Raw genomic sequence first — 19166 nt, forward strand, 5'->3', positions numbered from 1 at the left:
TCACTGACCAGCAGCGCCGCCGCTCCCCCGGTGGCGCTGCTGCATGTCCGGGGTCCGGCCGGCGTCCCCGGGTTGTCCCGGACCCGCAACAGAGTGTCCGGGACTTCCCGCATTCCATGGCTGTTCGGGCGGCCTCGTGGCACCGTTGTGGGGCGCGGTGGTGGTGCGACGGGGGGAGTGACATGGCCGGGGCGCGGGTTCAGGCGCTGGGCGGGGACGATCCGGCGACGCTCGGGCCGTACCGGCTGATCGGACGGCTGGCGTCCGGCGGGATGGGACGGATCTATCTGGCCCGCGGCGCGGAGCACGGCGGGCGGGGTCTCGTCGCCGTGAAGACGCTGCTCGCCGAGGGGACCGTCAGCGACGTCGACCGGCGGCGCTTCGCCCGGGAGGTGTCGCTCGCCCAGCGGGTCAACAGCGCGTACACGGCGCGTGTGCGGGACGCCGACCCGGACGCCGATCGGCCGTGGATGGCCATCGACTACATCGCCGCACCGCCGCTCTCCGAACTCGTGCGGACCTGCGGGGTGCTGCCCGCGTCGGCCGTACGGTGGATCGCCGCCGGAACCGCTGAGGCACTGGTCACCCTGCACGGGGTGGGCATCGTGCACCGCGACGTGAAGCCGCAGAACGTGCTGCTGCCGCTGGACGGCCCCCGCGTCATCGACTTCGGCATCTCGCACGCCAGCGACCTCACGCTCACCGGGCTCACCCTCGGCACGATCGCGTTCACCTCCCCCGAACAGGCCCGCGGCGAGGCCTCGACCGCCGCGTCCGACGTCTACTCCCTGGGCGCGACCCTCTTCCTGCTCGCCACCGGCCGGCCGCCCTACGCCGCTGACGGCGACACCCTGCGGCTGCTGGCCCGCGTCCAGCGCGGCGAACTCGACCTCGCCGGGCTGCCGAAGGAGCTCGTCGCGACGATCCGGCCCTGCCTGGCCGTCGATCCGGCGGGGCGCCCCGAGCCCGGCGACCTGCTCGCCCGCTTCCGCAGGGACCAGGCAGGCCTGCCCGAGTCCCACAGCGGCACCCGGTGGCTGCCGCCGCGGTGGACCGCGCTCGTCGGCGCGTACGCCACCCAGGGCCTGGAGCTCGCGAACGACCGCGGCGGTCCCGGCGCGGTGAGCCCCACCGCGCCGACCGTCGCCGGGCCCACGAGGGTGGTGCCGCCCCCGCCGCCGACGCTCGTCTACCCGCCGGAGCGCGAGGCCCGGGCGGCCCGTGACCGGGCCCGCCGCGAACGGGCCAGGCAGGATCTGGCCGTCCTCGCGGAGATGGCGGAACGGCAGCGGTCCGAGCAGGCCGAACAGGAGCGTGCCGAGCGGGAGCGGGCCGAGGCGGCCCGGCTGGAGGCCGAGCGGCGGGACGCACAGGCTCAGCAGGCCGAACAGGAGCGCGCCGAGCGGGCGCGCGCGGCGCAGCAACAGGCCGAGCGGGAGCGGTCGGCCCGCGAGCAGGCCGAGCGCGACCGGGCGGCCCGGGAGCAGGCCGAGCGGGACCGCGCGGCGAGGGCTCAGGCCGACCGGGAGGCGAGGAGGCGGGCCGAGCGGGAGGCCGCGCAGCGGGCGGAGCGTGCCGCGCGGGCGCGTACGTCCTCGCCCAGCACCGCGCCATCAGGTCCTTCCGGGCCGGCCGGCCCCGGCGCCCCGGCCCGTCCGGCCGCCCCGCGGACCGGCTCCTCCGGGAACTCATCGGGCAGCTCATCCGGGCTGGGCTGGCTGATCGCCATTGCCGCGGTCATCGCCCTGCTCGTCTGGCAGCCCTGGGAAACGGCGGGCAACGAGGAGAGCGGTGGCGGGAGTTCGGCCAGCAGCAGCAGTCCGGGGTCCCTCACGTCCGGCAGCGGCCTCGGCACCCACACGGACGACTCAGGCACGGATACGGACACGAACAGCGATGCCGATTCCGATTCCGATACCGACAGCGGGTCCGTGGATGAGTCCACGCCGACGCCCACACCCACCCCGACACCCACTCCCACGCCCACTCCCACCCCGGACGCCACCGACCTGGCCTTCGCCGCGGTCCACGCCGGTGACTGCCTCAACGTGTACAACGACGGGCACGGCGACATGAGCGCCGAGCGTCCGTTCCGCGTCAGTTGCGGCGCCTCGAACGCGTACATGCACGTCAACCAGGTCAGCACCCGCTCCGGTGCCTCCGGTTCCTGCGAGACCGGGGCGGGTTTCACCTGGTGGAGCAGGTCCGGTGACGACGGGGTCGACCGGACGCTCTGCCTCGACCGGGTCTACAAGGTGGGTCAGTGCTTCCCCGCGGACGTCACGGGGGCCACCAACGCCGATCTGACGGTGGTCTGGGGCTGCAACGCGTCGACCGTGCCAGAGGCAGGTCAGTCGATCCTCCGGATCACCGGGTTCTACCGGGCGCCGAAGGCGGGACAGAACTGGACCTGCCCGTCGGGGCGGGGCGAGCGGTTCTGGTACTGGCCGGTGAACCAGGGCCGGAGCATCATCTGCGCTTCGGCGGCCTGAACCGGCCAGTACCCGCCCCACGTACCGGCCCGCGTGTCCACGCGGGCCGAAGGGCCTAGATCACCAGGCTGAGCAGCGCCGCGACCACGAACCCGGCGACGGACAGGACCGTCTCCAGGACCGTCCAGGACTTCAGGGTGTCGCGCTCCGAGATGCCGAAGTACTTCGACACCATCCAGAACCCGCCGTCGTTGACGTGGGAGGCGATGATCGAGCCGGCCGAGATCGCCATGATGATCAGCGCCAGGTGCGGCTGCGAGAAGTCCTGGTCCTCGACGAGCGGGACGACGATGCCGGCGGTGGTGACGATGGCGACCGTCGCCGAGCCCTGGGCGATGCGGAGCACGGCCGAGATCAGCCAGGCGAGCAGGATGACCGGGAGGCCGACGTCGTTGAAGGTGTCGGCGAGCGCGTCCGCGATGCCGCTGCTCTTGAGGACGGCGCCGAAGATGCCGCCCGCGCCGACGACCAGCAGGATGTTGCCGACCGGCTTGAGGGACGACGTCGACACCGATTCCAGGGACTTGCGGGACCAGCCGCGCCGGATGCCGAGCAGGTAGTAGGCGAGCAGCAGCGCGATCGTCAGGGCGACGAACGGGTTGCCGAAGAACTCGACGACCGAGCGGAGGGTCGAGGGGTCCAGCGCGATGGAGGAGAAGGTCGCGGCGAGGATCAGCACCAGCGGGGTGCCGATGATCGCGAGGACGGTGCCGAGCGCGACGGGTGCCTCGTGCGGGGCGACTCCGGCGGCGCGCTGTTCGGCGACGACCGCGGCCTTGGCCTCCTCGGCGGCCTCGACCATGTCCTGCGGGACCTCGACGAAGAGCCGCCTTCCGATCCAGGCGGCGTAGACCCAGGCGGCCAGCACGGACGGGATGCCGACGACGGCGCCCATCAGGATGACCCAGCCGAGCGAGACGTGGAAGAGGCCGGCGGCGGCGACGGGGCCGGGGTGCGGCGGCAGGAAGGCGTGGGTCATGGACAGGCCCGCGAGCAGCGGCATCGCGTAGAGCAGGATCGACTTGCCGGAGCGCTTGGCCGCCGCGTACACGATCGGTGCGAGGACGAAGATGCCGACGTCGAAGAAGACCGGGATACCGAAGATCAGACCGGTCAGGCCCATGGCGAGCGGGGCGCGCTTCTCGCCGAAGAGGTTCAGCAGGCGGGCGCTCAGCACCTCTGCTCCGCCGGAGACTTCGAGGATCGCGCCGAGCATCGTGCCGAGGCCGATGATGATCGCCACATGGCCGAGGATGCCGCCCATGCCGGATTCGATGACGGAGACGGCGGCGGACTTCTGGACCGTGCCGAAGAGTTCGGTGACGGAGAGTCCGGCGCCCAGGCCGACGGCTATGGAGACGGCGAGCAGCGCGACGAACGGCTGCAGCCTGACCTTGATGATCAGGAAGAGGAGGAGCGCGATTCCGAGGACGGCGACGGTCAGCAGACCGGCCGTCCCGTCTATGAGGAGGAGGAGTCCACCGGTGTGGGGTGGCGTCTCGACCGGTGGGGGGCTGGCGGCGAGCTGCATGGGTAACTCCGTTGTTTTCCATGGGTTCTGAGCAGGGCGGACCGCGGCACGGCGCCCTGGTGGGGCGGGGCGCCGTGACCGGCCGGGTGGTGCGGTGGGGCAACTGGATCAGGGTCGGGATCAGCCGAGGACCGCGAGGGCGTCGATCTCGATGAGCAGGCCCTTGGGCAGGCCGACGTAGACCGTCGTGCGGGCGGCGGGGGCCTCCTTCAGGTTCTGCTCGCCGAAGTAGGCGTTGTAGATCTCGTTCATCTCCGCGAAGTGGTCCACGTCGGTGAGGTAGACGCGCATCATCATCACGTCGTCCCAGCTCGCGCCGCCCTCCTCCAGGATCGCCTTGACGTTGGCGAAGGTCTGGAGGGTCTGCTCGCGCAGGGTCGGGCCGGCCGGGGTCGGCGCCTGGCCCTCGACGGCGGGCAGGAAGCCGACCTGGCCGGCGACCTGGAGGATGTTCCCCTTGCGCACCCCGTGCGAGAACTTCGCGGGCGGGGCGGTGTGGGTGCTCGGGGTGAGGGGGGTCTTGTCGGTCATCGCTGATCAGGCTCTCTTGGGTTGGGTGGTGCCGGAGTACTCCCGGCTGATGGTGTCGGCGGTGCGACGGACCAGGGGGAGCAGGGTGAGGAGTTCCTCGGCCGTGACGACCACGTTCGGTGCGGAGACCGACATCGCGGCGACGACGCGCCCGTCGGCGCCGCGAATGGGGGCGCCGACGCAGTTGATGGACTCCTCGTGGCCACCGAGATCGGTGGCCCAGCCCTGTTCGCGTACGGCGACGAGCTCCTTGAGGAAGGCGCCGGCGCCGGGGGTCGAACGGGACGTGTACATGGGGTAGTCGAGCTTCTCCGCGATGGCGCGCCGCTCGGGTTCGGTGAGGTCGGCGAGCAGGAGTTTCGCCACGGCGGCGACGGTGATCGCGACGGGCTTGCCGATGCGCGAGTACATCCGGACCGGGTAGCGGCTCTCGACCTTGTCGATGTAGAGGACCTCGTTCTCCTCGTACACGGCGAGGTGGACGGTGTGTCCGCAGGTCGCGTTCAGTTCGACGAGGTGCGGGTGGGCGATCTCCCGTACGTCGAGGTTCTCGACGGCCTCCTGGGCGAGCGCGAAGAGGCGTGCGCCGAGGCGGTAGCGCTGGTCCTGCTGGCGGTAGACGAGTCCGTGCTCGTGGAGCGTACGCAGGAGGCGCAGGGCCGTGGACTTGTGGACGCCGAGCCGCTCGGCGACCTGCCCGAGGTCGGCGGGTCCCTGGGCGAGCAGCGGCAGGATGCTCAGCGCCCGGTCGACGGTCTGGCTCATTGCGTACGTACCTCCTGGTCGTCCCCCGTCCACCCGGGGCCCAGACGCAGTCTGCCCCAGGCGGTGTCGTCGAGGGCCACGAGGCGGTCGGCGCGGTCGCGGGAGGGCGGGTCGGTGAGGTCGCCGGGGACGGTGAGGACGGCGGCGGCCATCAGGTGGCCGTGCCGGGCCCGGTCGCGGACGGGCAGTCCGCGCAGGGTGGCGGAGAGGAACCCGGCGGCGAAGGCGTCGCCGGCTCCGACGGCGGCGACGACGTCGACCCGGAGGGCGGGGACGTCGGTGACCTCCTCGGCCTCTCCGGGGCGGAGCCCGGAGAAGACCGTCGCGCCCTCCGCGCCCCGCTTCACGACCAGCACCTCCGGCTCCGGCAGCGCCGCACGGATCGCCTCGGCTCCGACGATCCCCCAGGCCTCCTCCGCCTCGTCCTCCCCGACGAAGACCAGGTCAGCGCCGCGGGCCAGGTCCAGCAGGACCTCGGGGGACGCCTCGCCGTCCCGCCACAGGCCGGGGCGGTGGTTGACGTCGAAGGAGACGAACGGGCGGCCGGGGCGGGGGGCCGTCAGCTCGCGCAGGAGCGCGAGGCAGTCGGCGGAGAGTGCGGCGGTGATGCCGGACAGGTGCAGGACCCGGCCGGCGGAGAGGGCCTCGTGCGGGACGTTCGACGGGGACATCGCGGAGGCGGCGGATCCGGCCCGGTAGTACGCCACCTCGTGGACGTCGGTGCCGCGGTCCGTCGCCGTGCGGAAGTAGATGCCGGTGGGGCGGGCGGGGTCGCGCCGCACGGCGGAGGTGTCGACGCCGTACGCGGAGACCGTGTCGACGAGGTGGTCGCCGAAGCCGTCGGCCCCGACCCGGCTCACCCAGGCGGCCCGGTGTCCGGCCGCGGCGAGGGCGCAGGCCACGTTGGACTCGGCGCCGCCGATCCCGCGGCCGAAGGCCGGTACGTCGGCGAGGCGCCCGGGCTGCGAGGGCAGGAACGTCACCATGGACTCACCGAGGCACACGACCTCAGGGGTCGTGGCGGCGTCGGTCCTGGCCGGGGTTCCGGACACTCGGGCTCCTCGTGATCGGGCGGGCGGCACCGGGTCTCACCATTGACCGGGCGTCGGCGAGGATGTTAGACAGCCTTGAGCGATATACGCAATGGGTGTTGCATATGTTGCAACGTAGGTGGGTGTACGGCGGCGCACGGCGGCGCACGACACCCACGAACTGAGCACGACGACTTACCGCAATCAAGCAAGAAGGAGCCCCCATGGCTGCCGACCGCCTCGTGGCCGGACTGGCCGGACTGGCCGAAGAGCGGGTGGACCACCGGTTCAAGGCGCTGCCGCCCGACGCGGAGGGGCTGACCGTCGGTGCCCTGGCCGCCGAGCGGCGCAACCTCTTCACCGGCGGCTTCACCACTCCGGTGCTCGCCCTGTCGGCCGAGTCCGTCGAGCACAACCTCGCCCTGCTGGAGACGTACGCACAGCGCCACGGCCTCGCGTTCGCCCCGCACGGCAAGACGTCGATGTCCCCCCAGCTCTTCGCCCGCCAGCTGGAGCACGGCGCCTGGGGCATCACCGCCGCGGTCCCCCACCAGGTGCGGGTCTACCGGGCGTTCGGGATCCAGCGGATCTTCCTGGCCAACGAAGTCGTCGACGCGGCCTCGCTGCGCTGGCTCGCGGGCGAGCTGAACGCGGACCCCGGCTTCACCTTCGTCTGTTACGTCGACTCGGTGCGCGGCGTCGGGCTGATGGACGAGGCCCTGCGCGCGGCGGGCGCCACCCGCCCGGTCGACGTCGTCGTGGAGCTGGGCGCGGGCGAGGGAGCCCGCACGGGCGCGCGCACCGAGGCCGAGTGCGCGGCCGTCGCCGACGCGGTGGCCGCGACCGGGTCGCTGCGGCTGGTGGGCGTGGCCGGGTACGAGGGCGAGGTGCCGGAGGCCTCCGGGGAGCGGGTGCGGGACTGGCTGCGCCGGCTCGTCGCGCTGGCCGCGTCGTTCGACGCGGCGGGACGCTTCGGCGCGCTGGACGCCGGTGAGCACATCGTGATCAGTGCGGGCGGCAGCGCGTGGTTCGACGCGGTGGCGGACGTGTTCGCGGAGATCCCCGAACTCTCCTTCCCCGTGTGCAAGCTGCTCAGGTCGGGGGCGTACGTCTCGCACGACGACGGGCACTACCGCCACCTCACCCCCTTCAACCGCGTCCCCGAGGAGGGTGCGCTGCGGCCCGCCTTCCGGCTCTGGGCCCAGGTCGTCTCCCGCCCGTCCGCAGGGCAGGCCTTCCTGAACGCGGGCAAGCGGGACGCCGCCTACGACCTGGACCTGCCGCAGGCGCAGGTCGTGCGGTCCGGGCGCGACGGATCGGTGCGCGAGGCGTCGGGGGTCGAGATCACCGGACTGTCCGACCAGCACACGTGGGTGCGGACCGACGAGGAGACCTCGGTCGAGGTCGGGGACTGGGTGGGGATGGGGCTCTCGCACCCCTGCACGAGCTTCGACAAGTGGCAGCTGATCCCGCTCGTGGAGGCGGACGGGACGGTCACGGACTACATCCGTACGTTCTTCTGATCCCCTCGAAAGGCACCCCCATGGACCTGGTCATCCGCGGCGCACGCGTCATCGACGGCACCGCGAGCCCCTCGTACCGCGCCGATGTCGCCGTCCGCGACGGCCGTATCGCGGAGATCCACCCGGAGCACGCCCCGGGCCCCCGCCCCTCCGGCACCCGTGTCCTGGACGCCGACGGGCTCGCCCTGTCCCCCGGCTTCATCGACATGCACGCGCACAGCGACCTCACCCTGCTGCGCGACCCCGACCACAGCGCGAAGGCCGCCCAGGGCGTCACCCTCGAAGTCCTCGGCCAGGACGGTCTGTCGTACGCGCCCGTCGACGACCGCACTCTCGCGGAGGTACGCCGTTCCATCGCCGGCTGGAACGGCGACGGCGGCGACATCGACTTCGACTGGCGCACCGTCGGCGGCTACCTGGACCGGCTCGACCGCAACTTCGGCGGCCGGGGCATCGCCGTCAACGCCGCCTACCTCATCCCGCAGGGCACCGTCCGGATGTACGCGGTCGGCTGGGACGACCGGCCCGCCACCGACGCCGAGCTGACCCGGATGAAGGAACTCGTCGCCCAGGGCATGGCCGAGGGCGCCGTCGGCATGTCATCGGGCCTCACCTACACACCGGGCATGTACGCGGACGACGCCGAACTGACCGTCCTGTGCCGGGTGGTGGCCGAGCACGGCGGCTACTACTGCCCGCACCACCGCTCGTACGGCGCCGGGGCGCTGGAGGCGTACGAGGAGATGGTGCGGCTCACCCACACCGCGGGCTGCGCCCTCCATCTCGCCCACGCCACCATGAACTTCGGCGTGAACGAGGGCCGGGCCCCGGAGCTGCTGGACCTCCTCGACCGCGCGCTCGGCTCGGGCGCCGACATCACGCTCGACACCTATCCGTACACCCCCGGCTGCACGACCCTGGTCGCGATGCTGCCCAGCTGGGCGAGCGAGGGCGGGCCCGCCTCCATCCTGACGCGCCTGGCCGACGACGCGACAGCCGCGCGGATCCGGCACGACATGGAGGTCGTGGGATCGGACGGCTGCCACGGAGTGCCGATCGAGTGGGACAAGATCGAGATCTCGGGCGTCGGCGACCCCGCGCTCGCCGGCCATGTCGGCCGGACGGTGGCCGAATCGGCCCGGCTGCGCGACGAGGAGCCCTGGGTGACCGCGCGGCGGCTGCTCGTGGACGACCGGCTCGGGACGACGATCCTGCAGCACGTGGGCCACGAGGGGAACGTCCGGCAGATCATGCGCCACCGCGTCCACACCGGCGGCAGCGACGGCATCCTCCAGGGCGACAAGCCGCACCCGCGCGCGTACGGCACGTTCCCGCAGTACCTGGGCCGGTACGTCCGCGAGCTGGGCATCCTCTCCCTGGAGGAGTGCGTCGCCCACCTCACCTCGCGCCCTGCGGCCCGGCTGCGGCTGCCCGACCGCGGGTACGTGCGCAAGGGCTACCGCGCCGACCTGGTGCTCTTCGACCCGGCGACGGTGGCGGCGGGCTCGACGTTCGACGAGCCGCGCACCCTGCCGGTGGGCATTCCGCACGTGTTGATCGACGGCCGTTTCGTCATCGAGGACGGCAAGCGGACACAGGTGCTGGCGGGACGCTCGGTCCGGTCCGCGCCGCGGCCGTAGCGGCACGCACGGAAGAAGGGGCCGGACGCGCTTGCGCGTCCGGCCCCTTCTCCGTTGTTCACCGGCTTCGGACTACCAGCGGTACCACCGGCCACGTCCGGCGCCCGTGCCGGGCCGGACAAGGAATCCGACCAGCCACACCGCGAGAACGATGGCGGCTATCCACCAGAGCAGATTGACAGCGAACCCGGCGCCGAAAAGGACCAGGACCAGCAGAAGAACGAGAAGCAGGGGAACCATGATTATCAACCTCCGAAAAGGCGAGTTCCCCCGTCCTGGGGTTTCACACCGGCTGCCGTGCGGCGATCTCCCGCCGGTCCGTCCGGGCCCCGGTATCGGGTCGGTCATCGGCCTGGTCCGGAGCCGGTCCGCCCCCAGGTCCGGGCGCCACTGTTTCCCGCGCCCCATCCCGGGCAACCGGGGGAAATGAATATATCGGCGACAGCCAGGGAAAGTCACGGAAAGGCAAGACGCGCGGGAAACAGTTCCGCCGTCGAAATGGCCGGCCGCGCCGGATTCGTGGCCCGCGGAGTGATCTACATCCTGGTGGGCCTTCTCGCCCTGCGCATCGCGTTCTCCGACGGCGGCGGCAAACAGGCCGACCGCGGCGGCGCCCTTTCCGAGATATCCCAGAAGCCCTTCGGATCCGTGCTGCTGTGGATCCTCGGCATCGCACTGGTCGGCATGGCCCTGTGGCGTCTGTCCGAGGCGGCGTTCGGAGCCGCGGGCCCCGACGGGGAGAAGGCGACCAAGCGGCTCGCCTCCGCGGGACGCGCCGTGTTCTACGGCTTCGTCGCCTACTCCGTCCTGATGTTCGCGGCGGGCGACAAGGGCAGCGGCAGCGGCAAGAGCGACGCGCAGTCGCAGGACACCACGGCGAAGGTGCTGGACCTGCCGGGCGGCCGCTGGATCGTCGGCGTGGCAGGCGTCGCCGTGGCCGGCATCGGCCTCTACATCGCCGCCAGGGCGGCGATGCGCAAGTTCCACAAGCGCCTGCGTCTGGACGACATGTCCCGCACCACGCGACGCGGCGTGGACATCGTCGGCGTCTTCGGCGGTGTCTCCCGAGGCGTCGTCTTCGCGGTCGCGGGCGGCTTCGCCGTCTCCGCCGCGGTGAAGGCCCGCTCCGGCGAGGCCAAGGGCATGGACGACACCCTGCGCTCGTTCGCCTCGACCCCGGCGGGCCCCTGGCTGCTGGCCGTGATCGCCGTGGGCCTGATGGCTTTCGGCCTGTTCTCGTTCGCCAACGCCAAGTGGCGCAAGATCTGACATCGCATGGGCAGGCGAGTGGGGGCGAGGCGGAAAACCGCCTGCCCCCACTCGCCTGCCCATGCGCTCCCGGACGTCAGGGCTTGGGCAGCGTGCACCCCTGACGGTTCAGGTCGAAGACGTTGCCCGCGCCGATGCACGGCACAATGCCGTAGGTCTCCTGGGCGTAGTTGATGCCCTGCCGGACCGTCACCTCACCGCTCTCGTCGACCTCGCACGGGTTGTTGTCCGTGCACTCCTGCCCGTCCTCGTTACCGGTGTTGTTGACGGCGACGACCTTGCCGGTCGCGTTGTCGACCACCGGGGAGCCGGACGTACCGCCGATGGTCTGGCAGGCGGAGGTGTAGCGGACCGAGTCCTTCCAGGTCCACTCCCCCTCCTTGAGGCGGTAGACGAACCCGTCGACGTTGCAGCTGTACGTGCGCTTCCAGTACCCGGACACGACGGTGATCGCGGTGCCCTGTACGGGGTGCGCGGTGTTGAGCTCCAGCGCCTTGATGCCGTAGCTGCTCTCGATCTGCGCGTACGTGGAGGTGAGCTGGTACACCGATATGTCGGTGTCCGTCATCGTGCCGTACGCGATCTTGCTCGCCCGGAGCGTGCCGACGCCGCTGCCCGCGGAGTTCAGCAGGGTGAAGGTACGGGTGGAGGGCTGGTCGCGCACGACCTCGCCGGGGCCCGGGAATCCGGACTCCATGCAGTGCCCGTTGGACAGGACGAGCGCGGGATCGCCCGGCTGGGAGCTGGGCGTACGGACGACCGATCCCGAGCAGTTGCTGAGCGCGACCGTGCCGGCGAAGCCGATGGCCTTGGGCCGGACCTTCGCCGCGGCCGTGGCCGCGGTGTGGCTGGATGACGCTGCCGCCTTGACCGTGCTGGGCGCTGTCGCGTCGTGGCTTGTGACCGCGAACGCGGGCGCGGTGCCGGCTCCGAGGAGCAGCACCGCGAAGAGCGCACCGACGAGAGGCTTTTTCATGTGGGGGTCCCCTCTAGTGACCTGTGCAGAGCGCGTGGGGGCTCTGCGACCGAAGTTCTTCCGGTTTTGACATGCGCATGGTGGCGCACTGAGGGGAACCCCACAAGGGGCGAATTCAGGTCAGCGGGGCACCGAAGCGGGCCAGGCAGTGCCAGACCCGCTTCAGGGACTGGAGGTCATGGCGGCCCGTACGGGCGGCGTCCCCGATGATCCGCGGGTCGAGGAACCCGTCCTCGGCGATCGCGGCCCCCAGGACGACGAACTCCTCGCCCCGGTAGTCGCCGTGCCGGCGGAGCTCCTCGACGGACAGCCGGAACCCGCCGTGCCACTCGGTACGGAGGGGCAGGGCGCGGGCCCCCTCCTCCACCGCGGTGCCCCGGTAGCACGGGTCGAGGACGAGGGCCTCGATGTGCCGGTCCAGCAGCACCGGGCCATGGATCTGGGCCTCGATGTAGTCGTCCAGCGCGTCCCGGTCGTCGGCCTCGGCCAGCTCGATCAGCCGCATGCCGGACGCGACACCGAAGTCCTCCGGTTCGGCGGCGCTGTCCGGGTAGCAGAAGGTGGCGCGCGGCAGGGCGTCCGCGGTGAGCCGGAAGTGCGCCGAACCGAATCTGGGGGCCGCCCCGACGGGCGACCGCCGGAAGTCCAGCGCCCCGTACACCGGGCGCTGGTCGGCCGGCGCCCCGTCGTAGGCACCGTCGAAGATCCGGCTCTCCCAGCGCCACCGGTCCCCGCCGGGGTGGGCCGTGAGGCCGCCGTTGCTGGTGCCCGTCACGAACTGCGAGTGGTAGACGCCGTCCCGCGCCAGGGCCGCCAGGACCGGCCGGCCCGCAGTCTCGCGGTCGGGGTGGAGGTTCAGGGTCAGCCGCAGCGAGGGGTCGAGCGGCCGCCCCGAGGAGAGGGACTCGACGTGGGCCAGGGCGCGGTCCCGGGCCGGGACCGCGATCGGCGGGGCCGGGGCGGGGTGTCGCATCAGAGGTCCGCCGTCCGGTCCCGGTCTGCCCGTTCCGCTTTCAGCACGTCGTAGCCGACGAAGTCGAACATCGTCTGCCCCGGGGCGAGTTCGCCCGGCTCGACGGTGAGGCGGTGGGCGCCGACACCGAAGCCGGCGTCCGGCGCGGACAGCCACAGACGCTCGAAGCCGCGCTCCTCGAACCAGTCGCAGACCACCGGCACCCGGTCGGGTGCGTGGCGGTTGCGGGTCCAGACGACGGTTCCGCCCCGCGCGCACAGCCGGGTGCAGGTGTCGATCGTGCGCTTGATGTCGGCGTCCACGATGTTGCCGAACACCCCGCAGACCAGAACGAGATCGGCGGGCGCCGGGCCGAGGTAGTGGTCGGTGAGCGAGGCGTCGCCCGTCACCACCTCCACGCCCGTCAGACCGGCCGAGCGGGCCAGCTCCGCCGCGAACGCGGTGTTCCCCGGGTCGAGTTCGACGAGCCGGGCCCGTACGTCGTCGCGCCGGGGGTGGTCCGCCAGCACCCCGATGAGGTCGCGGCCCTGCCCGGCGCAGACGCTGATCACCTTCAGCGGGCCGGGCGGTGCGGTGTCCAGGGCGTCCCGGATGCGGTCCTCGACGGTCCGCAGCCGCTGCGCCATCCAGGAGTCGGGAAGATCGTATGCGTCGTGCCAGGCCTGCCAGTCCATGGCCGGGACCTTACGGCCGAGGCACCCGGCACGTCATTCCGTTTCCGCCCGGACCACCGGCTGCGTACCGTCTGAGGATGACTTCCGACCGTGCGCACGCGCTCGACCTCGACGCCTATCTCGCCCGCATCGGCTGGAGCGGGGAGCGCCGGCCCACCGCGGCCGTGCTGCGCTCCGTGCACCGGGCGCACGCGCTGGGCATCCCGTTCGAGAACCTGGACCCCGTCCTCGGCAGGGTGCCCTCGCTCGCGCTCGCCGATCTGGAGGCGAAGCTCGTACGGAGTGAGCGCGGCGGCTACTGCTACGAGCACAACACGCTGCTCGCCGCCGCGCTGCGGGCCCTCGGCTTCGACGTCACGCTGCTGGCCGCCCGGGTCGTGCTGGGCGCCGGCCCCGGGGACATCCGGCCGCGCACGCACATGCTGATGCGCGTCGGGGTGCCGGGCGAGCCGGTGCCGTATCTCGCCGATGTCGGCTTCGGGGCCGCGGGCTCGCTGCTGGAGCCCCTTCCGCTGCTCGCGGGCGAGGAACTGCACGACACCCCGCGCCACCACCGGCTCGTCCACATCCCGCACGGCGGGCCGCTGGAGATGTGGGAGCTGGGGACCGATACGGGCGACGGGGCGTGGCAGGCGCAGTACGCCTTCACCCTGGAGCCGTACGAGGCGCCCGATTTCGAGGTCATCAACTGGCACATCGCGACGAACCCCCGCTCCCCGTTCGCGCACCGCCTGTACGTCCAGCGCACCACGCCGGACGCCCATCTCTCGCTGACCGGCCGCACGCTCGTGGTGACGGGCGCCGACGGCGGCCGGGAGGAGCGGCAGCTGGCGGACGCCGCCGAGGCGGAGCGCGTCCTGGCGGACACGTTCGCGATCCGGCTGCCGGAGGGTGCCCGGCTGCCCGAGTGACCCGGTGGGGCACGGCACGCCGTGTCGCATCTCACCCGTCCCGGTCCGTCACGTCCCTGTTCCACCCCATTCCAAGCCCCGCCCCGTCCCGCGCCCGGGGTTCCCACGGCGCGGGGGCGGTGGGCGCATGCCGATGGAAGCCGGGGCGGGCCGGCCGGGAGACCCGGGTGGGCGAATGGCCGGGGAAAGGCCGGGCGGCCCGCGAAACACAGTCGTAAGCTCGCAGACATGCAGGTCATCCAGTCCACGAAGCTCGCCAACGTCTGTTACGAAATCCGGGGCCCCGTGCTCGAGGAGGCGATGCGGCTGGAAGCAGCAGGTCACCGCATCCTCAAGCTGAACACCGGCAACCCCGCCGCGTTCGGCTTCGAGTGCCCGCCGGAGATCCTTGAGGACATCCTGCGCAACCTCTCCGGGGCGCATGGTTACGGCGACGCGAAGGGGCTGCTGTCCGCGCGCCGGGCGGTGATGCAGCACTACCAGACCAAGGGGATCGACCTCGACGTCGAGGACATCTACCTGGGCAACGGGGTGTCCGAGCTGATCCAGATGTCGATGCAGGCACTGCTCGACGACGGCGACGAGGTGCTCGTACCCGCCCCGGACTATCCGCTGTGGACGGCGTCCGTCTCCCTGGCGGGCGGCACGGCCGTGCACTACCGGTGCGACGAGCAGGCGGACTGGATGCCGGACCTGGCCGACATCGAGCGGAAGATCACCGACCGCACCAAGGCCATCGTCATCATCAACCCGAACAACCCGACGGGTGCGGTGTACGACGACGAGCTGCTGCGCGGGCTGACGGAGATCGCCCGGCGCCACAACCTGGTGGTCTGTTCCGACGAGATCTACGACCGCATCCTGTACGACGGCGCGACCCACACCCCGACCGCGGCCATCGCCCCCGACCTGATGGTGCTCACCTTCAACGGGCTGTCCAAGAACTACCGGGTGGCGGGCTACCGCTCCGGCTGGATGGCGGTCTGCGGGCCGAAGGCGCACGCCTCCTCGTACATCGAGGGGCTGACGATCCTTGCCAACATGCGGCTGTGCGCCAACATGCCCTCGCAGCACGCCGTGGCGACCGCGCTCGGCGGCCGGCAGTCGATCAACGACCTGGTGCTGCCGGGCGGCCGGATCCTGGAGCAGCGGGACGTGGCGTACGACCTGCTGACGCAGATCCCGGGCGTGACCTGCGTGAAGCCGAAGGGGGCGCTGTACCTCTTCCCCCGGCTCGACCCGAAGGTGTACAAGATCAAGGACGACCGGCAGATGGTCCTCGACCTGCTGCGGGCCGAGAAGATCATGGTGGTGCAGGGGACGGGGTTCAACTGGCCGGAGCCCGATCACTTCCGGGTCGTGACGCTGCCCTCGACGGAGGACCTGACGGACGCGATCGGCCGTATCGCCCACTTCCTGAACGGCTACAGCCAGGTGTAGCCCCGGCCGGGGCCCGGGGCACCGCCACCGGAACGCAGACTTGTCCCGACGACTTGTCTCGATGATGGACAACTTTAGACTGAATCCAAGCTAGGATGGTTCCCACAGCACCACCAGGAGGCCATCCATGTACGAACCGATCCGCACCAAATCGGTCCACACACCGGCCGACCACGCCGACGCCTTCCCGCACCGCACCCGCGAGGAGGAGCTGGACATCCAGCTCGCCGGGCACCTGGCCGCACTGCTCGCGGTCACCGACGAACTGGGTCTGGCCGAGGCGGGCGACCGCATCGCCGAACAGGTCGCCAGGCTGCGCGGCGCACCGCCCGCCCGGCACGCCGGTCTGAGCGAGGCGCCCCCGGTCACCCTCCACCGCCGCGCCCACGCCCTCGCGGGCCGGGCCCTGGTGGTGGCGGCGTCCCGCGCCGACACCGTGGTCGCGATCCTCTCCGCCGAGCGTATGGACGCCCACACCGCGGCGGTCTCCGCCGCGGCCGCCGCCGACTCCCCCGCCGCCCCGCCGCGGCTGGTCGGCGCCCTCTGACGGCCCCGGTCCACGGGCCGTCGAGGCGCGTGGACCGGGTGCCACCCATCCGGCCGCCGGTTCCGCAGGTCCTACGGAACGAGGCGGCCGCCTTGTCAGTGCCTGCCGCGGGTCCGGAAGCGGACCATGGCGAGGCCGGCGAGCAGCAGCAGTACGGCCGCGAGGCCGATCCCCACGGTGGCACTTCCCGTGTCGGCGAGGTCACCGCCGGGCCGGCCGGGCTTGTGGTGCGAGGGGTGCGGTGCCGGGCTCCAGCTGGGCCCGGGCGAATCCGAACCGGTGGGCGTAGGAGTCGGCGTCGGGGTCGGGGTGGGCGTCGGGGTCGGGGTCGGAGTGGGGCTCGGGCTCGGGATGGTCACCGGCACCTCCACCTCGCAGGGCAGGTCGGCCGCCGCTCCCTCCGTGGCGCAGCGCGCGCCGGGCGTGTCCGAGGTGACCGCGTTGCGCAGGACCGCGTCGCCGGTGTCCGGGTCGTCGACGGTGACCGTGTAGGTGATCGTCGCGGTGGCACCGGGCGCCAGCTCCCCGGACCAGTCGAGCGTGTCGCCCGTGACCCGGGCCGTGCCGGTGGTCGCCGTCGGGCCGCCGGTGAGCGCGGCGTCGTCGAGCACTCCGGACAGGTCGTCGGTCAGGTGGGCCGGGCTCAGGGTGGTCTCACCCGTGTTCTCGGCCCGGATCGTGTACGTGACCGTGTCGCCCTGTTCGGCGGTCTGCCGGTCGGCGCTCTTGGAGATCTCCAGCGCCTGTTCCCGCTCCTTGACGGGCACGGAGGCGGAGGACTCGTTGGAGGTCACGTCGTCGCCTTCGTGATCGCCCTGCGCCGTCGCGGTGTTGGTGAAGGTGTCACCGTTGACGACGTCCTCCTCGGTCAGGACATGGGTGCCCGTGCACACCATGGACGAGGTGCGCGAGCCCATCGGTCCGAGGGTGTCGTCCGGGCACTCCACATCGGTCACGGACGGATCGGCGACACGGACGTCGGTGAGTTCCGAGGTGCCGGTGTTGGTGACCAGGAACTCGTAGTGCACGGTGTCGCCGACCTCGAACGGCTCGGTCGCGGCGTTGTCCGGGGGCGCGACCGTCTTGACCAGGTTCAGCTGGTCGAGGGTGGTGACGGAGCGCGCCTGGAGCCCACGGATCAGGTGGGTGTCGATGCTGCCTCCGGTGGAACCGGAGAAGCCGAACTTGTACGTGGGCGGCGCGTCGGCCGTCATCTGCGTCGAGAGCACGGGCTGGAGGCCGGCGCCGTCGTTGAAGTCGATCTCCACGGCGACGGTCGGCCGGGTGTCCGGGCTGACCGTGACGTGCACCGTGCGCTTGGCGGGCAGCGGATCGGTGCCCTGCTGCCGGAGACTGCCGGGCAGGGTGGAGCGGAAGCCCGACGCCTGGGTGTCGTCCGGCTCGATGGTGGAGTCGAGGTAGCAGTAACCGTCGTCGTCCTGTCCGGGACCGCGCAGGGTGACGGTGTCGGTCACCGGGAGCGCGCTGGTGACCGGTGACTTCTGGTCGTCGGGGCAGTTGTTGCCGCGGAGTTCGGCGTCATTGGCGAAGTTGCCGTAGGCGTCGAGGCCGACCCCGAGGTAGCCGCCGTCGACTCCCGGGACCAGGTTGCGCTGGGCGTAGCCGAGCGAGCCCCCGTCGGCTCCGGCCCTGGTCAGGTCGACCGAGCCGTCCACCAGGAAGAAGCCGATGCCGTCGGCGCCGGAGTCGTTGGTGCCGTACTGGTACTGCTCGAAGGTGACGTCGAGGCCGCCGTTGCCCGGCAGCGGCCGGTTGTAGAGCATCCCGCCGACCCGGTAGTAGTCGTGGTCGGTGAGCTGGAGCCAGCCGGGCGTCTCGCCGGGAGTGGGCACGGGCGGTGTCGTCTGGCTGTCGGGGTCGTCGCAGGGCCCGACCTGGGACTCGCCCGCCGCGGGCTCCGCCGACGCACCGGTCAGACAGGCGTTGTCCAGGGGAACGAAGCCGGGGTCGGGCACCGAGGTGCCGGAGAAGGTCTCGTCGAGCAGCACCGATTCGCCCACCGCCCGCGGCGACGGAGGAGCGGCGGCGGTCGGCACCGCGGTCAGGAGCAGGCCCAGGGCCGTTCCGGCGGACGCGGTGACGGCGAGCACCGGAGCACGCCGCAGACGTTCATATCTTTTCATGACATTACGTTAAAAACGTTGCGCACAGCCCACGGTGCGCACCCGGCCGACACGCCGCAGCGACGGCCGAATGGTGGCCCCGGAGGTGCGGCCGCCTCAGGGTGCGGCGGCCGCGGACGCGGACGCCTCGGCGGCCAGGGCGGTCGACAGGAACGTCACGTCGGCGACCACGCACTGCGGCCCGCCCCGCACCGGGACCGGTCCCGCGACCTCTCGGGTCGCTGTCGCGCCCACCGCCAGGTCCTCGAAGACCACGGTGCGCTTCCCGGCCGGTTCGCTCGGGCCCTCGCCGCCGCGCTTGCCCCGCGGGTCACGGAACCTGACGTACACCGTGAAGTTCCCGGGCCGCTTCGCCCGGCTCACCACCCGTACCCCTGCCACGGGGCCGCCGGTGACCGGGTCCTTCCGGCAGGAGGTGACGCTCACGTCCTGGGACGGGAAACGCAGGTCCTTGTGGTTGCTGTCCCAGACGTAGATGAACGCCACCACGAGCGCGACCGGTGACAGGGCCAGCAGCGTGGCCGTCACCGCGGCCAGGATCACCCACAGCGGCATGCGGGTGCGCAGCTCCGGCGGCATGCCGGTGTGCCGGTCCGGATACGGCGGTATGTCCTGCAGCGTCATGGCCCCCCACAACCCCCGCACCCCCCGGTACGGCCCGGTCAAAAGTAGGCCCGGGCCTGCCCGTCCCGACAGCTCCGGCCGGTCACAACCCGACT

17 protein-coding genes are annotated in these 19166 nt (G+C 72.0%); 7 read left to right on the forward strand and 10 right to left on the reverse strand.

Annotation, left to right across the window (positions count from 1 at the left end; translation table 11 throughout):
* Positions 1-182: 182 nt before the first annotated feature.
* A complete protein-coding gene (locus OG521_14520) occupies positions 183-2492 on the forward strand; it encodes a serine/threonine protein kinase (GenBank protein ID WUW21937.1) in 2310 nt (769 codons plus the stop codon).
* Between the two features lie 55 nt (positions 2493-2547).
* Here the strand turns inward: OG521_14520 and OG521_14525 are convergent, their stop codons facing one another.
* The 4 genes from OG521_14525 to OG521_14540 all read right to left on the reverse strand — a co-directional run bounded on the left by OG521_14525 (position 2548) and on the right by OG521_14540 (position 6371).
* Positions 2548-4023: a GntP family permease gene (locus tag OG521_14525; protein ID WUW21938.1), complete on the reverse strand. Its 1476-nt coding sequence runs from the start codon at positions 4021-4023 to the stop codon at positions 2548-2550.
* Positions 4024-4143: 120 nt separating this feature from the next.
* Positions 4144-4554 carry a RidA family protein gene (locus OG521_14530; protein ID WUW21939.1) on the reverse strand — a complete coding sequence of 137 codons (411 nt, stop codon included), beginning with the start codon at positions 4552-4554 and terminating at the stop codon, positions 4144-4146.
* 6 nt (positions 4555-4560) lie between these two features.
* Positions 4561-5319, reverse strand: coding sequence for an IclR family transcriptional regulator (locus tag OG521_14535; protein WUW21940.1), 759 nt, complete (start codon positions 5317-5319; stop codon positions 4561-4563).
* Positions 5316-6371, reverse strand: a complete 1056-nt coding sequence (locus OG521_14540; GenBank protein WUW21941.1) for a sugar kinase — start codon at positions 6369-6371, stop codon at positions 5316-5318. The genes OG521_14535 and OG521_14540 overlap by 4 nt, the downstream gene beginning before the upstream one ends.
* Before the next feature lie 203 nt (positions 6372-6574).
* Here OG521_14540 and OG521_14545 point away from each other — a divergent pair, with 203 nt between their 5' ends.
* Positions 6575-7873 carry an amino acid deaminase gene (locus tag OG521_14545; GenBank protein WUW21942.1) on the forward strand — a complete coding sequence of 433 codons (1299 nt, stop codon included), beginning with the start codon at positions 6575-6577 and terminating at the stop codon, positions 7871-7873.
* 20 nt (positions 7874-7893) lie between these two features.
* Positions 7894-9513, forward strand: a complete 1620-nt coding sequence (locus OG521_14550; protein ID WUW21943.1) for a D-aminoacylase — start codon at positions 7894-7896, stop codon at positions 9511-9513.
* A 72-nt stretch (positions 9514-9585) separates the two neighbouring features.
* Here OG521_14550 and OG521_14555 read toward each other — a convergent pair whose 3' ends face one another.
* Entirely contained in the window at positions 9586-9753 is a 168-nt protein-coding gene (locus OG521_14555) for a hydrophobic protein (protein ID WUW21944.1), read from the reverse strand.
* Between the two features lie 186 nt (positions 9754-9939).
* On the opposite strand from OG521_14555, the gene OG521_14560 reads away from it, so the two are divergent.
* A complete protein-coding gene (locus tag OG521_14560) occupies positions 9940-10782 on the forward strand; it encodes a DUF1206 domain-containing protein (protein WUW21945.1) in 843 nt (280 codons plus the stop codon).
* Between the two features lie 76 nt (positions 10783-10858).
* Here the strand turns inward: OG521_14560 and OG521_14565 are convergent, their stop codons facing one another.
* The 3 genes from OG521_14565 to OG521_14575 form a co-directional block, all read right to left on the reverse strand.
* Positions 10859-11758, reverse strand: a complete 900-nt coding sequence (locus OG521_14565; protein ID WUW21946.1) for a serine protease — start codon at positions 11756-11758, stop codon at positions 10859-10861.
* A 115-nt stretch (positions 11759-11873) separates the two neighbouring features.
* On the reverse strand, positions 11874-12731 hold the full coding sequence (locus OG521_14570; GenBank protein ID WUW21947.1) for a DUF3626 domain-containing protein: 858 nt from the start codon (positions 12729-12731) through the stop codon (positions 11874-11876).
* Positions 12731-13405, reverse strand: coding sequence for a class I SAM-dependent methyltransferase (locus OG521_14575; GenBank protein ID WUW21948.1), 675 nt, complete (start codon positions 13403-13405; stop codon positions 12731-12733). The genes OG521_14570 and OG521_14575 overlap by 1 nt, the downstream gene beginning before the upstream one ends.
* Positions 13406-13482: 77 nt before the next feature.
* Between OG521_14575 and OG521_14580 the strand changes: the two genes are divergently transcribed.
* The 3 genes from OG521_14580 (at position 13483) to OG521_14590 (ending at position 16303) form a co-directional block, all read left to right on the forward strand.
* The gene (locus OG521_14580; GenBank protein WUW21949.1) at positions 13483-14316 is read left to right on the forward strand and encodes an arylamine N-acetyltransferase; all 834 of its coding nucleotides are present in this window, start codon (positions 13483-13485) and stop codon (positions 14314-14316) included.
* Between the two features lie 228 nt (positions 14317-14544).
* Positions 14545-15756, forward strand: a complete 1212-nt coding sequence (locus OG521_14585; protein ID WUW21950.1) for a pyridoxal phosphate-dependent aminotransferase — start codon at positions 14545-14547, stop codon at positions 15754-15756.
* 127 nt (positions 15757-15883) lie between these two features.
* Positions 15884-16303, forward strand: coding sequence for a hypothetical protein (locus OG521_14590; protein WUW21951.1), 420 nt, complete (start codon positions 15884-15886; stop codon positions 16301-16303).
* Between the two features lie 95 nt (positions 16304-16398).
* Here OG521_14590 and OG521_14595 read toward each other — a convergent pair whose 3' ends face one another.
* Positions 16399-18447 carry a hypothetical protein gene (locus tag OG521_14595; GenBank protein ID WUW21952.1) on the reverse strand — a complete coding sequence of 683 codons (2049 nt, stop codon included), beginning with the start codon at positions 18445-18447 and terminating at the stop codon, positions 16399-16401.
* Between the two features lie 96 nt (positions 18448-18543).
* A complete protein-coding gene (locus OG521_14600) occupies positions 18544-19071 on the reverse strand; it encodes a hypothetical protein (protein ID WUW21953.1) in 528 nt (175 codons plus the stop codon).
* Positions 19072-19166: the final 95 nt, after the last annotated feature.

It is taken from the genome of Streptomyces sp. NBC_01463, assembly GCA_036227345.1.
Taxonomy (GTDB): Bacteria; Actinomycetota; Actinomycetes; order Streptomycetales; family Streptomycetaceae; genus Streptomyces.

Excerpts from the sequence above, each read along its gene's own strand:
- OG521_14520 (WUW21937.1), top strand. The coding sequence starts at position 183 with ATGGCCGGGGCGCGGGTTCAGGCGCTGGGCGGGGACGATCCGGCGACG.
- OG521_14565 (WUW21946.1), bottom strand. The coding sequence starts at position 11,758 with ATGAAAAAGCCTCTCGTCGGTGCGCTCTTCGCGGTGCTGCTCCTCGGA.
- OG521_14555 (WUW21944.1), bottom strand. The coding sequence starts at position 9,753 with ATGGTTCCCCTGCTTCTCGTTCTTCTGCTGGTCCTGGTCCTTTTCGGC.
- OG521_14600 (WUW21953.1), bottom strand. The coding sequence starts at position 19,071 with ATGACGCTGCAGGACATACCGCCGTATCCGGACCGGCACACCGGCATG.
- OG521_14595 (WUW21952.1), bottom strand. The coding sequence starts at position 18,447 with ATGAAAAGATATGAACGTCTGCGGCGTGCTCCGGTGCTCGCCGTCACC.
- OG521_14535 (WUW21940.1), bottom strand. The coding sequence starts at position 5,319 with ATGAGCCAGACCGTCGACCGGGCGCTGAGCATCCTGCCGCTGCTCGCC.
- OG521_14550 (WUW21943.1), top strand. The coding sequence starts at position 7,894 with ATGGACCTGGTCATCCGCGGCGCACGCGTCATCGACGGCACCGCGAGC.
- OG521_14580 (WUW21949.1), top strand. The coding sequence starts at position 13,483 with ATGACTTCCGACCGTGCGCACGCGCTCGACCTCGACGCCTATCTCGCC.
- OG521_14525 (WUW21938.1), bottom strand. The coding sequence starts at position 4,023 with ATGCAGCTCGCCGCCAGCCCCCCACCGGTCGAGACGCCACCCCACACC.
- OG521_14530 (WUW21939.1), bottom strand. The coding sequence starts at position 4,554 with ATGACCGACAAGACCCCCCTCACCCCGAGCACCCACACCGCCCCGCCC.
- OG521_14575 (WUW21948.1), bottom strand. The coding sequence starts at position 13,405 with ATGGACTGGCAGGCCTGGCACGACGCATACGATCTTCCCGACTCCTGG.
- OG521_14545 (WUW21942.1), top strand. The coding sequence starts at position 6,575 with ATGGCTGCCGACCGCCTCGTGGCCGGACTGGCCGGACTGGCCGAAGAG.
- OG521_14590 (WUW21951.1), top strand. The coding sequence starts at position 15,884 with ATGTACGAACCGATCCGCACCAAATCGGTCCACACACCGGCCGACCAC.
- OG521_14560 (WUW21945.1), top strand. The coding sequence starts at position 9,940 with ATGAATATATCGGCGACAGCCAGGGAAAGTCACGGAAAGGCAAGACGC.
- OG521_14585 (WUW21950.1), top strand. The coding sequence starts at position 14,545 with ATGCAGGTCATCCAGTCCACGAAGCTCGCCAACGTCTGTTACGAAATC.
- OG521_14570 (WUW21947.1), bottom strand. The coding sequence starts at position 12,731 with ATGCGACACCCCGCCCCGGCCCCGCCGATCGCGGTCCCGGCCCGGGAC.